15 protein-coding genes and 1 tRNA gene are annotated in these 13,360 nt (G+C 50.7%); 7 read left to right on the forward strand and 9 right to left on the reverse strand.

Annotation, left to right across the window (positions count from 1 at the left end):
* Window positions 1-14: 14 nt before the first annotated feature.
* The 4 genes from Q1A04_RS11450 to Q1A04_RS11465 all read right to left on the reverse strand — a co-directional run bounded on the left by Q1A04_RS11450 (window position 15) and on the right by Q1A04_RS11465 (window position 3,541).
* Window positions 15-647, reverse strand: a complete 633-nt coding sequence (locus Q1A04_RS11450) for a TetR/AcrR family transcriptional regulator (RefSeq protein WP_299705627.1) — start codon at window positions 645-647, stop codon at window positions 15-17.
* A gap of 269 nt (window positions 648-916) precedes the next feature.
* The gene (locus Q1A04_RS11455; RefSeq protein WP_299705630.1) at window positions 917-1,660 is read right to left on the reverse strand and encodes a response regulator; all 744 of its coding nucleotides are present in this window, start codon (window positions 1,658-1,660) and stop codon (window positions 917-919) included.
* Window positions 1,635-2,693: a histidine kinase gene (locus tag Q1A04_RS11460; protein WP_299705633.1), complete on the reverse strand. Its 1,059-nt coding sequence runs from the start codon at window positions 2,691-2,693 to the stop codon at window positions 1,635-1,637. The genes Q1A04_RS11455 and Q1A04_RS11460 overlap by 26 nt, the downstream gene beginning before the upstream one ends.
* Window positions 2,693-3,541, reverse strand: a complete 849-nt coding sequence (locus Q1A04_RS11465; protein WP_299705636.1) for a hypothetical protein — start codon at window positions 3,539-3,541, stop codon at window positions 2,693-2,695. The genes Q1A04_RS11460 and Q1A04_RS11465 overlap by 1 nt, the downstream gene beginning before the upstream one ends.
* 553 nt (window positions 3,542-4,094) lie before the next feature.
* Between Q1A04_RS11465 and pheS the strand changes: the two genes are divergently transcribed.
* The 4 genes from pheS to Q1A04_RS11485 all read left to right on the forward strand — a co-directional run bounded on the left by pheS (window position 4,095) and on the right by Q1A04_RS11485 (window position 6,724).
* On the forward strand, window positions 4,095-5,123 hold the full coding sequence (gene pheS / locus Q1A04_RS11470; RefSeq protein WP_299705639.1) for a phenylalanine--tRNA ligase subunit alpha: 1,029 nt from the start codon (window positions 4,095-4,097) through the stop codon (window positions 5,121-5,123).
* Window positions 5,124-5,241: 118 nt separating this feature from the next.
* Window positions 5,242-6,099 (forward strand): 3-hydroxyacyl-CoA dehydrogenase NAD-binding domain-containing protein, encoded by an 858-nt coding sequence (locus Q1A04_RS11475; protein ID WP_299705642.1) that lies wholly within the window; start codon window positions 5,242-5,244, stop codon window positions 6,097-6,099.
* Entirely contained in the window at window positions 6,059-6,511 is a 453-nt protein-coding gene (locus Q1A04_RS11480; protein WP_299705645.1) for a hypothetical protein, read from the forward strand. The genes Q1A04_RS11475 and Q1A04_RS11480 overlap by 41 nt, the downstream gene beginning before the upstream one ends.
* A 139-nt stretch (window positions 6,512-6,650) precedes the next feature.
* Window positions 6,651-6,724: transfer RNA gene (locus Q1A04_RS11485), tRNA-Asn, on the forward strand.
* Window positions 6,725-6,768: 44 nt separating this feature from the next.
* Here the strand turns inward: Q1A04_RS11485 and Q1A04_RS11490 are convergent.
* Window positions 6,769-7,800, reverse strand: a complete 1,032-nt coding sequence (locus Q1A04_RS11490; RefSeq protein ID WP_299705648.1) for an AI-2E family transporter — start codon at window positions 7,798-7,800, stop codon at window positions 6,769-6,771.
* A gap of 235 nt (window positions 7,801-8,035) precedes the next feature.
* On the opposite strand from Q1A04_RS11490, the gene Q1A04_RS11495 reads away from it, so the two are divergent.
* Window positions 8,036-8,206, forward strand: a complete 171-nt coding sequence (locus Q1A04_RS11495; protein ID WP_299705651.1) for a hypothetical protein — start codon at window positions 8,036-8,038, stop codon at window positions 8,204-8,206.
* Window positions 8,207-8,260: 54 nt separating this feature from the next.
* Here Q1A04_RS11495 and Q1A04_RS11500 read toward each other — a convergent pair whose 3' ends face one another.
* From Q1A04_RS11500 to Q1A04_RS11515, 4 genes are all read right to left on the reverse strand, one after another.
* Window positions 8,261-8,872: a sterol desaturase family protein gene (locus Q1A04_RS11500; RefSeq protein ID WP_299705654.1), complete on the reverse strand. Its 612-nt coding sequence runs from the start codon at window positions 8,870-8,872 to the stop codon at window positions 8,261-8,263.
* 108 nt (window positions 8,873-8,980) lie between these two features.
* Window positions 8,981-9,502 (reverse strand): shikimate kinase, encoded by a 522-nt coding sequence (locus tag Q1A04_RS11505; RefSeq protein WP_299705657.1) that lies wholly within the window; start codon window positions 9,500-9,502, stop codon window positions 8,981-8,983.
* A 16-nt stretch (window positions 9,503-9,518) separates the two neighbouring features.
* Window positions 9,519-10,610, reverse strand: coding sequence for a BT_3928 family protein (locus Q1A04_RS11510; RefSeq protein ID WP_299705660.1), 1,092 nt, complete (start codon window positions 10,608-10,610; stop codon window positions 9,519-9,521).
* 243 nt (window positions 10,611-10,853) lie between these two features.
* The gene (locus Q1A04_RS11515; protein WP_299705663.1) at window positions 10,854-11,399 is read right to left on the reverse strand and encodes a DUF1599 domain-containing protein; all 546 of its coding nucleotides are present in this window, start codon (window positions 11,397-11,399) and stop codon (window positions 10,854-10,856) included.
* Window positions 11,400-11,441: 42 nt separating this feature from the next.
* On the opposite strand from Q1A04_RS11515, the gene folP reads away from it, so the two are divergent.
* Together folP and cdaA are read left to right on the forward strand one after the other, a co-directional pair.
* Window positions 11,442-12,299: a dihydropteroate synthase gene (gene folP, locus Q1A04_RS11520; protein ID WP_299706994.1), complete on the forward strand. Its 858-nt coding sequence runs from the start codon at window positions 11,442-11,444 to the stop codon at window positions 12,297-12,299.
* Window positions 12,296-13,144 (forward strand): diadenylate cyclase CdaA, encoded by an 849-nt coding sequence (cdaA, locus tag Q1A04_RS11525; protein WP_299705665.1) that lies wholly within the window; start codon window positions 12,296-12,298, stop codon window positions 13,142-13,144. The genes folP and cdaA overlap by 4 nt, the downstream gene beginning before the upstream one ends.
* Window positions 13,145-13,360 lie beyond the last annotated feature (216 nt).

Genomic DNA, 13,360 nt, shown 5'->3' on the forward strand with positions numbered 1-13,360 from the left:
AGAGGTGTGAACGATTATTCTTCTTCAGTAATTTGCTTGTAGTCGTTGATCATCTTGTGTCCTTTGAGCGTGGCAATCCCGAGCATAAAGTACTCGAGGCTGGCCGTCTGCACATGCAGCAACTCAAATTGGAAGCGCGGGAAAAGGGTTTCATCAAAAGGCACCTCGATTTGGGCAAGGCGAAGGCGGGCGATCACCTCTACGTCTAGGTCTTGACGGAACAGGCCTTCAGAGATGCCACGCTCGAGGTTATCCTTTATCCGGTGAAGGAAGTCATGGCTCTTGTACTCCTGCCACTTTTGCCAAGCATTGGCATGGTACTTCTGCAGGTCGTAGAAAATGCCGGGGTGAATGCTGGCGAAGACCCGGCGCGTGGTCTTCATGATCGCGAAAAGCTCTTCGATGGCATTGGGCGCCTCTTGCTTGCATCGCTCACAGTCCGCATCCACTGAGGTCAGGTAAGAGTTGATCGCCCAAAACACAATCTCGTCTTTGTTGCTGAACCACTTGTAAATGGTCTTCTTCGACATGGAAAGGTGCTGGGCAATGTCGTCCATAGAGGAACCCTTGATGCCACGGCGACAGAAAAGCTTAAATGCCTCTGCTGCGATCCTGTCTTTTACCGATGGTTGTACTGTCGTTTCCATTTTCATAATTCCGGGGCAAAACTACGGAAACGTTTTTTATCCCGAAAGTTTCCGCAAGTGTTTAACAGAATTATTTAGTAAATGTTCAGACTTTCAGGGCGAGTTAAAATCTGCCTCAAGTGTGGCAAATTTGACAGGTTTTTGTAAGGGAGAAAAACAAATTAGACGAACAGGGCAAAAGCTGATTCAGACGCTTGCATTTTGACTTCAAACAGCTAAAACCATATCCATAATCAGATAAATTCAAATATTTACATAGGGATAAGCGATCAAATGCCCAGCACACCTCGCAAGCGGGTATAGCCGCTCTTGCTCAGAGGAATGCGCTCGCCGTTGCGCAGCAGGGCCACATGGCTGTCTTTCTCAAAGGGCTCAATGCGCGTGAGCTGCGACAGGGCCATTATATATGAGCGATGCACCCGCACGAACTGCTTTGGATCCAGTGCTTTTTCATAATAGCCCATGGTTTTCTTCTTTAGGAACACGCCGTCTCGGGTATGGATCTTCACATAGTCATCGTAGGCTTCTAGGTATAGCACATCTCCTACAGGTATAATCCGGATGTTGTTGCCTGCCCTCACCACAATGCGGTGCTGCTCTTCAGGTTGTTTGCCAGTAGCTTCGTCCAGCGCGGCGCTTGCAGGTATAGCCTTTGCCACTGTCTGGCTCTGCAACCACTTGCGTATGGCCGCATCAAAGCGCTCCTTGCTGAAGGGCTTGAGCAAATAATCCACGGCATTGGCCTCAAAAGCTTTGATAGCATACTCGTCGAATGCGGTGGTGAAGATAACGCCGGGCGCCTGTTCCACCAGCTCCAGCATCTCGAAGCCATTGATCTTGGGCATCTGGATGTCGAGGAAGATCAAGTCGGGCTGGTGCTGCATGATGGCCTTTACGCCCTCGAAACCGTCGCCGCACTCCTGCACCACCTCCAGTTCGGGGTATGCTTGCAGGTACTCGGCCACAATGCTGCGGGCCAGTGGCTCATCATCTATTATCAGGCATTTTTTCATAGTGCTGGGGTATCTGGATGGTGGTAGTGAACTGATGGTCTTGTTGTGAGGTGCGCAGCAGATCCTGTCTGGCATAGAGCAGGTATAGCCTGCGCTGAATCGAGTCGAGCCCGAAGCCGGTGCCTTTGCGGGGCTGGCTCGTGGCGGGGTCGTAAGGGTTTTGAGTGGTGATGGTCAGGTAGCCGTCAGCGGCAGTGGCTTTTACTTTGATGGCCGTCTCCCCTACTGTATCGTAGAGCCCAAACTTGATGGCGTTCTCCACGACCGGCTGCAGCAACAAAACAGGCAGCTTCATGTTTTGGCTCTCCTCTGTGGCCTCTACCTCTACCTGCAGCCTGTGCCCGAAGCGCACCTTCTCAATGTCAAGGTAAAGCTGCAGTTGCTTCAGTTCCTCACCTAGCGGCACCAGTTGGTTGTTGTCCTTGCGCAGGGTGCCGCGCAGAAAATCCGAAAGCTGTTGTACCATCGTGCGGGCCTGTTCGGGCCTGCTCACCGCCAATGCGCTGATGGAGTTGAGGCTGTTGAACAAAAAGTGCGGCTGCAGTTGCTGGCGCAGGTTGTAGAGCTCGGCTTCGCGGGCCAGCTTTTCGGTGGCGGCTTTGCGCTTCTCGGCCTCCTGCAGCTCACGGGTATAGAACCAGAGCCACGTCAGGAGGAGCATCAACAGCAGCATCAGCCAGTTAAAAGCCACCCGAACGGCTAGGGTACTGTTCACGAAACTCAGGTAAGGCGCATTACTTTCGAACAGGGTATGGGCGCTCCAGTAGAAGATGGTGGCGCTTATACCTGCCAGCCCGAGGCTCCAGCCCAACAGGTAGCCTGCCTGCCGTAAGCTAGGTTGGTAGTAGCGCAGACCCGTGCCCATGGCATAGCCACCAATGGCCAGAACCAAATTGGTAAGCAAAGCATCCGTTACAGTGATGCGCCACCCGAAGCCCGTCGGCCACAGTACCAGTGCCTGTACCAAGGACCAGAGCAAAGCCCAGCCGAGGTATAGCAGCCCCAAGCGTACCTGTGACGCCACCCCCTCCATTAGTAGCTCTTAATGCTTAGGCCGCCAAAAAGGGTAGTACCTTTTAGGATCAGCACCTTGTTCGGGTCGTATCCCTGTGGCAAACTAGGGCGCTTGTCGTCGATACCGCCCAGAATGGCCACCATTTCATCGGACTTGATCTGCCAGTGCGGCGGCACGATCAGAGTGGTGCCCCCAAAGATCTGGGTTGCCTCCAGCACAATTGGGTGCTGAATGTCGGCATGCATCAGGTTGAGCTCGGTGCCCCCGAAGACACTCACCACTTCGCCTCCCTTGAAGTTCTTAGAGACGATGTTTTTTTTTATGCCGCCGAGCACCGCTGTGCTGTCGATGTGGTCTTCAGGTCCACCTGCCGTGTAGCCCTGAGCTCCGTCATAGCCACTGGAGGTATAGGTTTCATTGCCGGTGTAGTCGGTATAGCCGCCGGGGTAGGCGCCATTCACAGGATCGGTGTAGTAGCCGGGGGTTTCTTCTGGCCGAGGGTTAGTGCCTGAACCAACTTGGTTTTCCCAAGGGTTGCGCTTTTTAGGTCGCACCATTAGCCATACACCTAAGCTAATAATAAGTGCAGGCCAGAAAAAACGCTTAAGACTGATATTGTCAATATAATAGTAGTCAAGCATGAAAAAGACGCCTATCACTACTAACACCAGCCAACCCGGCTTCCGGAAAGAGTTTTTAATACCCAAGAATATACCCAGCGCGATCAGGAGCATTGGCCACGAGAAGAAGCCCGGCGGAAAGAACATAATATTCAGTTTTGCGACCAATAATAGTAGGCCCACTAGAAGTAGAAAAGTACCGGCCATTTTGCCGGAACCGCCGCTTTTATAATCTTGATTTTTCATGGCTTTATTTCGCTTTAGTTTTAAGATCTGTACCAAAGGTATAGGATGGCTTGGCACAACTCAATGGCTATTAGGCTACCCCCGGACAGAAGTCGGTAAACGACCGTTTTGCGTCGGTAAAGCAAATTAGGATTTTAATTTGAAACATTTACCGACTGTGGTTTATCATCCCCCTGCCCCTTCAAAGATTAATTCTGTTAAGTTTTACCGGAAACTGTCCCCTAGAGGGGACTACAGGGGTGTAAAACCGGTAGCAAAAAGCTTATGCTAAATGCCAACACCCCTCTTCGAGCTTCGCTCGCAAGTTTCGAACTCACTTGTCCTCAAGGAGAGAATTTGCTAGAACAAAACGACCCTGCATTAGGAGGAGCAAGATAGGTGTTGGTTTTTTGATCGATAAATTCGTCACTGGCATTACACCCCTATAATACCCTCAAGGGGATAGTTTTTCCTAGATCTTTTTAGCCCTATCTTCAAATGGAGCACAAGACAGACCTTATTTATCAAATCAAAACATCCGCAGACATTTCGCAAATTATTATCTTTGCATACTATGGTTGAGAATATACAGAGAGTAGCACAAGAGATAGAGGCAGCGCAGCTTGGGAGCGCTGCCGAGTTGGAGCAATTCAGAATCGCTTACATTGGCCGCAAAGGTGCCATCGCCGCCCTTTTCGATGACCTCAAATCAGTGGCGCCAGAGCAGCGCCGTCAGGTGGGTCAGGAACTGAATCAACTCAAGAACCGCGCACAGACCCGCTTTGATGAGGCGCAGGAGCAGTTGGCCAATGCCTCGACTGGTTCTGAAGCCGAAAACGCTTTTGACTTTACGCTACCTCCTATACCAAATACACTTGGCACCCGCCATCCGCTTTCATTGGTGCGTGCCGAGATCGTGCGCATCTTCGAGCGCATTGGCTTCAACGTAGCCGACGGTCCGGAGATCGAGGACGACTGGCACAACTTCACGGCCCTGAACTTCCCGGAGAACCACCCAGCCCGCGAAATGCAGGATACTTTCTTCCTCAGCGAAGATCGTGACAAGCTCCTCCGTACCCATACTTCCAACGTGCAGGTGCGCTTGATGGAAAACAACCAGCCGCCGCTGCGCAGCATCATGCCCGGACGCGTGTACCGTAACGAGGCCATTTCGGCCCGTGCGCACATGGTGTTCCAGCAAGTGGAGGGCCTTTACGTAAACAAAGGCGTAAGCTTCAAAGACCTTAAAGAAACGCTTTATTACTTCGCCAAGGAGATGTTCGGGCAGGAGACCAAGATCCGCTTCCGTCCGTCATTCTTCCCCTTCACAGAGCCAAGCGCCGAGATCGACATTTCGTGCCTCATCTGCAAAGGTGAGGGCTGCAACATCTGCAAGCAGTCCGGTTGGGTAGAGATTGGCGGCGCCGGTATGGTAGACCCGAACGTGCTCAGCAACTGCGGCATCGACCCGGAGGTATACTCCGGATTTGCTTTCGGTATGGGCATCGAGCGCATCACCATGCTCCGCTACCAGATCCGCGACCTGCGCCTGTTCACTGAAAACGACGTGCGCTTCCTTCGCCAGTTTAAAGGGGTTATTTAATTGATGATTGTTTATGGCTGATTGTTTGGCTTCGCCAGCTTCAGCATTCCTCACGATTAGTGAAACAGTTCTGATCTGCGGTTTTTAAACAATCAACTAACTATTAACAATCAAGACTATGAACTTCGAGGATATCAAGACGATCGGTATAGTAGGTGCAGGCACGATGGGCCAAGGCATTGCGCAGATCTGTGCGCAGGCAGGGTATAAGACCATCCTGTTCGACATCAATGCGCAGGTGCTGCAGAAAGCCGAAGCCACCACCGTCAAAAACCTCGACAAGGGGATAGAACGCGGCAAACTGACGGAGGCTGACAAACAAGCTGCCTTAGAGAATTTGTCTTATACCGGCGATACGCTGCAGCTGAGCTGCGACGTTATCATTGAAGCGGTGGTAGAACGCCTCGAAGTGAAGCAGAGCATCTTTAAAGATTTGGATGCGGTGAACACACCGAATACCATCTTTGCTTCCAATACCTCTTCTATACCCATCACCCAGATTGCAGCCGGCATACCAAATCCAGAGCGTGTGGTGGGCATGCACTTCTTCAACCCGGCCCATATCATGAAGCTGGTGGAAGTGATCTCCGGAGCCGCCACCTCGCCGGAAGTGGCCAAAACGATCAGACAGCTGGCTTTGAAACTGGACAAAAAACCGGTAATGGCCAAGGACTCACCGGGCTTTATCGTGAACCGGGTGGCACGTCACTTCTATGTAGAAGGGTTAAAGTTGCTGGAAGAAGGTGTGGCCGACGCAAAAGGCATTGACCGCCTCATGCAGGCCAGTGGCTTTAAGATGGGTCCCTTCGAACTGATGGACCTGATCGGCGTAGACACCAATTACTCTGTTACCTCCTCTATGTTTGAGGCTTTCCATTATGACCCGAAATTCAGACCGAGCCGCATACAGCAGCAGAAAGTGGACGCTGGCCACCATGGCCGCAAATCCGGCAAAGGCTTTTACGATTACCAGTAAGCTCCTGTGCCTGTTGGCCCTGTTGCTGCTTGCCTCCTGCAACGACAACAACCAAGGGCCGGGGATACCCAATGTGCCGGTGAGCGAACAGATCAACGTGAACAGCCAGCTGTATCCACGCTTGCGGCAAGACGGGGGCTACGCTTATCTGGACGGAGGTTACAAAGGCATCATCGTAGTGCGCCAGAATGCCAACCTATACCTTGCTTTTGAGCGGGCCTGTACCTACGACCCGACGGCGGCCTCACCCTGCGGCCGTGTGGAGGTTGACCAGTCCAACCTGTTCATCATAGACTCTTGCTGCGGCTCCCAGTTTAACTTTCAGGGTGGTGTGATGACCGGGCCGGCCGTTTATGGACTTAGGCAATACCGAACCGCACTGGACGGCTCGTTGCTATACATCACAAATTAATTTTTTTAGATTGATTCCCAGAAATTTACGCTTTTAAAGAAGATTTTTTTTGGACAGGACTTGCATAATCTCAAAAAGCACCGTAATATTGCATCATAATTCAACGGCAGCACAACGCCAGCGAACATAACCGAAACACTCTTCCTTAGCTCAGTCGGTTAGAGCATCTGACTGTTAATCAGAGGGTCCCTGGTTCGAGCCCAGGAGGGAGAGCTTGAAAAAAGCCGCTTACAGGTAAAACTGTTAAGCGGCTTTTTTTATTTGCGTACCTCTTCCGCCTCTAGCACATCCTCTACATACAACTCCTGCACGATTACCATCAACACGGCCAATATCGGCGCGGCCAGCAATAGTCCTAATGCTCCCAACAGCAGGCCAAGCAGCACTTGAAAGAACAGCAGCAAGGCTGGCGGCAGGTCAACTGTCCGTTTGAATATGATCGGGGTGAGCACGTAGCTCTCTACCATCTGGATGGCGCCATATATCAGGATTACATATAGCGCCATCTGCCCGCCTTCCATCAGGCCGATGAGCACGGCCGGCACTCCCGCCAGCCAAGGACCAATGTTGGGCACGAATGCGAAAAGAAAGGCGATGAAGGCCAATGCGAATGCCAAGGGAAGTCCTATGAGACTATAGCCAATGGCGGTGCTGACGCCAATCATGGTCATAGCCAGCAGCATGGCCACTAACCATTTCCGTAGGGTGTCATAGCATTTGTGTAGCACTTCCAGTATACGTGTTCGCTTATGGACCGGGAATAGCTTTGTCAGACCATGGGTATAAAGGCTTGGACTCGAGGCTAGGAATAGGGCTGTGATGAGCACTATCACAAAATCGGCAATAAAACCAAGCGTGGTGGAGAAGGCACCGCCAATACTGGAGATGAGGTCCTGCTGCTCTGGGATGGCACTTTTTAAATCTTCAGGCAGTGCCTTCTCAACACGCTCGCCCCAGCCCCGTTCGCCCAGCCAGTCCCGCAACTGCTCAACGGACTTAGGCAGGGCTTCACGCATCTGGCCTACCTGCTCTGTCATGGTAGGCGCTAACAACCAAAAGGCCCCCACAAGCAACCCGAAGAAGAAAATCACTGACAGCAACAGTGCTATCCACCGCTTCATTCCTGTCTTTTTTACCACCCACTCCGCCATGCCGCTGAAGAGCACGGCAAGTAGAATACCCGAAAACACCAGCAGAAAAAAGTACCCTTGGCTTATTAATAGGTAAGCGAGTAGAACGATAAGTACCGCCGCCGCAAAACGCTTGATAAAGGTGTAGAAATCTATCATGAAGTAATTGGTTCGTTATAAACATGAAGACATTTTCATGTGTTTACTCATCTGGAGCACCTTAGGTTAAGGAAGTTGTGTGGATACTCCTCAGCCAACCCACCCCTTACAAGCTAACCTTTTCGCCAAAAAGCAAGTATCTGATATATATGACAATATCGTCATATTAGCCAGTCGGCTTTACTTCCGGAGGGATTTATAGTTGACTACGCTATAACTGATAAATCTATAAACTATGAAAAATATAAGGCTATACCTGCCAATCCTATTCGTATTTATGGCGCTGACAATGACCAGTTGCGACGTCATTGCCGACATCTTTAAAGCCGGTATGTGGACCGCGCTCATCATCATCGTCCTGATTGTGGCCCTTGTAGGCTGGCTGTTCAGCAGATTCAGACGGTAAGCTTAATACCTAACACAAAAGAAAAGGGAGCCAAATGGCTCCCTTTTTGATTTTTTACTTGCTGCTTCGCTTCGGCATGGTCCCCAGTATATAGTCCCAAAGCGGAGATGACACGCCGTAGGCCACGTTGGGGTCTTTGTAGTGGTGAATGCTGTGATGGATCCAGAGTTGCTTCAGAAAGTTTTTAGGTGGTGCATAGGCGTGTACCGCGTAGTGCACGAACAGGTATAGCGCATAGCCAAACAACATACCAGCCACTACACCAAATACAAACTGTCCGAAAATCAGCTTGAACACAAAGAAAAGGAACGAAGCGATGAAAAGGCTCACGATGGGTGGCATGGCTAAGCGCTCTTTGTCTTTTGGATACTCGTGGTGGTTACCGTGGAAAGTATACTGTATGCGTTCCTTCATGGGTGTATCCGTATCCATGTGGAACACGAAACGGTGGGCACTGTACTCCATCAGCGAGAAGATAAGCCAGCCCAGTAGAAAAAAGCCGATCGCCTCCAGCACATTGATGAAACTGTACGTGATGCCATAATAGATCAGACCGATGGCAATAACGATAAAGATGGAAATAGGCAGTGCGATGTGTGTACGCGTCAGTCTTTCCAGCACAGGGTTCTGGAATATCTGGGCTTGTCCTTTGTGATTAGGTTTCATAGTCAGGTTTTGCTAAAAACGGATTTCAACTGCAAAATTAGTTAAAATATTAGGTATAGCGTATGTATTTATCCGCTGCAATACATAAGCGGTAACGAGGAGTTTTTGTTATGGTTTAACTAACGATTCTAATCGTTCAATGTTATACCTTTTTCCCGATACCGTATACCTAGCCTGCTTGTAGAAACCTATGCGTGTAGCTAATGTTTTGACTATGAAATCTTTTAGCTCCGCTTCATTTTTTTGCGCGAGAAGAGGGCGTAGTGTGAGATCTGTTACAATCAAACGCCGCGTGAGTTCCTGCGCCGGCACATCCAGAAAAATGCTCGTACCCTGCTGGTTGATAAAAGTCATGTTGTCGAAGAAGCAGGGGGTGCCGCCGCCAGTAGCGACAACAGCTTTATCAAATTCTCTCACCACTACCTCCAGTGCCTGACGTTCTTTCTGTCGGAAAAACTCCTGCCCACCTTCCTCAAACAACTGCGCAATGCTCCTGCCTTCCCGCTGCTCAATGTACTCGTCGAGGTCCACAAAGGCATAGCCCAGCCGCTCGGCCAACTGTCTACCTAAGGTAGTCTTGCCGGCTCCCATCATACCGATCAGGAAAATGCGCTGTGTGTTCAAAGCCAAGGTATAGAGAGGATTCTTACAGCAAACTCACCAACTCCGACACTTCTGGCGTGTCGTTGTGGTGCCACAAGCCTTTTACGGTACCGTCCTGCAGCAGCATGGTGCCGGGGTTGGAGCGCATCATGGTCTTGAGCACAGTGCCGTCACCGAAAAAATAGGGAGCGGCCAAACCAACTTCGTGGCGGAAGGCCTCAAACTCCTGACGACCCGACGAGGTGATTACCACCGGCGTTATACCTTGCTGCTCGGCCTCCTGCACCAGTTGGTTTATCTGATCGATGTTACTGCGGTCGGCTTTCTCTACGTTATGCACGATCACCAGCAGTTTGTTGCCGCTCAGGATCTCCGACGTGAAGTCGCCCTCATCGTTCCACACGTTGAAGTCGGTGATCTTCGGGCCGTCCTCCGGATTGATGGCAACCATCTCTTTGAAGGTATAGTCATCGCCCATCGGGTACTCCTCAAACTCCTGCTCTTCCCCGTCTTTCACCATCACATACTTATAGCGCAGTGGTGCCGATGGCTTCATTAGCGCAGGTATGTTGTTGCCTATTTTATAAGCGCGGAAGTCGACATAAGGCAGGTGCTCGTAGGCGTACCAACCGATGCCTACCGAAATTAAAGCAGTGAGTGCTGTTACAGCAGCTCCAACTTTCGGCTGTACCAGCGGCTGCAGGTAGCGTTTATTAAGAAGCAGCCAAACGATCATCACCAGCAGCACGATGTCTTTGGTGAACGATTCCCAAGGCGTAAGCTTAATGGCATCGCCGAAGCAGCCACAGTCAGTCACTTTATTGAAGTAGGCTGAGTAAAAGGTCAGGAAGGTGAAGAACACGATCATGGCCAACAGCAGCCACAGCACTTCCTTGAGCTTCCAACGGATAAGCAGCGCCACGCCCAGCACGATTTCGGCCGCACTCAGGAAGATGGACAGAAACAGCGCCGCCGGCACCAGCGACAGGAACACAGGCGAAATGTCATGGGCGAATACCTCGAAGTATTCTTCCAGTTTAATGGCCGTCCCCACCGGGTCGTTGATCTTGATCAGGCCCGAGAAGATGAACAGCACCCCCACAAAAAGCCAGAAAAATTTGGTGATATATCGCATAATTGACCTCCCCCCTGCCCCCTCCTAAAAACAGGAGGGGGAGAAGAATATGTTAGATGATTTATACAGAAATTAAAAACTCAATGCCTTAAACGTGTGCATTGCAATGTCATCCCTAATGCAATAAGAGAGCTGATTGCTTAATCATTCAGATTTCTAGCTTCTCTCGAAATGACAGAAAATATACCTTTCAGCCAATTTACCTTTACCCCCCTCCTGTTTTTAGGAGGGGGCTGGGGGAGGTTACTCCGCAAAGCCTGACTTAATCAGCGCGAACACGGCATAGTTGATCATGTCGCGATAGTTGGCTTCTACGCCTTCTGAGATTAGGGTATGGCCTTCGTTGTCTTCGATCTGCTTGGTGCGGTAGAGCTTCATCAGGATGATATCGGTGATGGAGCTCACGCGCATGTCACGCCACGCCTCGCCGTAGTCATGGTTCTTGGCGTTGAGCAGCTTGATGTTCTCCTCAATGTGGGCGGTGTATAGGCGCTCCACCTCCTCTGCCGAAAGCGTCAGCTCGTCACTCTCCTGCAGTTTGAGCTGCATCAGCGCAATCACGCAGTAATTGATAATGCCCACAAACTCGTCGCGGATATCATCCTCCACCATTTGCTTACCCTTCTCCTGAATGGAGCGGATACGCTGCGCCTTGATAAAGATCTGATCGGTGATGGACGGCAGGCGCAGCACGCGCCAGGCGGTGCCGTAATCTTTGGTCTTCTTGACGAAGGTATCTTTGCAGCGGTTTACTACCTGATTATATTCCTGGAGTGTTTGACTAATCAACTTTTTAGCTTTAATTTTAAACGATTGACAGATACGCCAACATTGGAATCGAAAGATAAGTTTTTTCGAAAGAAAAGTACACTTAACTGCCGCGGAAAAATCCTTTCGCTGGATATGCCGCTAGTCATGGGCATCCTCAATGTTACGCCTGACTCCTTTTATGCGGGCAGCCGCCTCAGCTCTCTTGACGAAGTAGTACACCGTGCCGAAAGCATGCTGGGCAACGGTGCCGACATCCTCGACTTGGGAGGTTATTCCTCCCGCCCGGGCGCTGCGGACGTATCGGTAGCTGAAGAATTGGACCGGGTTATACCTGCTATCGAAGCGATTATACAGCATTTTCCGGAGGCCGTTATTTCAGTTGATACCTTCCGGGCAGATGTGGCCGATGCAAGTATACAGGCAGGCGCCTCTATCATCAACGACATTTCGGGTGGCAACTTAGATGAAGCCATGTTCGAAACCGTGGCGCGAATGCAAGTGCCTTACATCCTCATGCACATGCGCGGCACACCACAGACCATGAACAGCCTGACGGACTATAATGACCTTGTGCTGGATGTAATCGACGAGTTGCAGGCGAAGGTGGCGCAGCTAAAAAATTTGGGTGTGAATGACATCATTCTGGACCCGGGCTTCGGTTTCGCTAAGACCGTAGACCAGAACTTTGAGCTAATGCACCGCCTCGAGGAACTTCGCATACTCGAGCTGCCGTTACTAGTGGGAGTATCCCGCAAGTCCATGACCTACAAGTATCTGGGCATCGACCAATCTGAAGCACTGGCCGGCACAATAGCACTCAACACCATCGCGTTAGGAAAAGGCGCCGACATTTTGCGGGTACACGACGTAAAAGAAACTAAACAGACTATTCAACTATACACGAAAGTAGCGCATTGATTCCTTTATTTACACTGGGTTTTTTGGAGATTGAGTTGCTGGATGTACTCGACATCCTGCTCGTTACGGTATTGCTGTACCAGCTCTACAAGCTCCTGACCGGTAGCGTAGCCCTCAAAATTTTCTTGGGACTTCTCTCCGTATACCTGCTATACCTAGTGGTAAGGGCGGCAGGCATGGAGTTGCTCAGTATCATCCTCGGCCAGTTTATGGGTGTGGGTGTTCTGGCAGCCATCATCGTGTTCCAGCCTGAGATCCGACGCTTTCTTTTGCTCATCGGTAAAACCACCGCCTTTAACAACGACCGCCTGTTCCGTGGCTTTCCGTGGCGCCGTGAGCAAGTGGACAAACTCAGCCTCACTCCTTTTATAGAAGCCGCCAAATCGCTGGCCGCCAAGAACACGGGTGCGCTGATCGTATTTGCCAAAAGCTCTGAATTGAAATATTACGCCGAGTCCGGCGACTTGATCGATGCCGTAATCTCGAAGCGTCTGCTGATGTCGATCTTTAACAAAACGAGTCCGTTGCACGATGGCGCCGTGATCATCTCGGGCAATCGCATCAAAGCGGCACGCTGTATTTTGCCTGTAACAGAGAACAACGAGATACCAGCCTCCATGGGTCTGCGCCACCGCGCCGCCATCGGCCTCACTGAAGTAACCGACAGTGTGGTGCTCGTTGTATCGGAAGAGACCGGCCAGATTGCGCTCGTTCGTAATGCCGAGGTATACCGCAATCTTTCCTCCGCCGACCTTCGCGTAAAACTCAACCAGTTCCTGTTCGACACAGACCAGAAACCAGCCGCCGCTCCGGCTCCTGCCGAGAAGTCGGTGAGTGCAGCCTAAGATATATATCGCACTAACAGCAAAGCCAGCCTTTTGGGGCTGGCTTTTTCATTTACCATCAATACAGGTATAGCCTAAAGCATTTCCTAAAGTTGTTCGGTCTCACCCCAAAGTGTGGAATACATTCCCCATTTACAGTTCCCTTTCCACAGGTTGCATAAAACGAAACAATATTGCAACCACCTTATAATCAACAATTTAAAACAAATGTCAGGT

This window comes from uncultured Pontibacter sp. (genome assembly GCF_947499215.1).
In the GTDB taxonomy this organism is placed as follows: Bacteria; Bacteroidota; Bacteroidia; order Cytophagales; family Hymenobacteraceae; genus Pontibacter.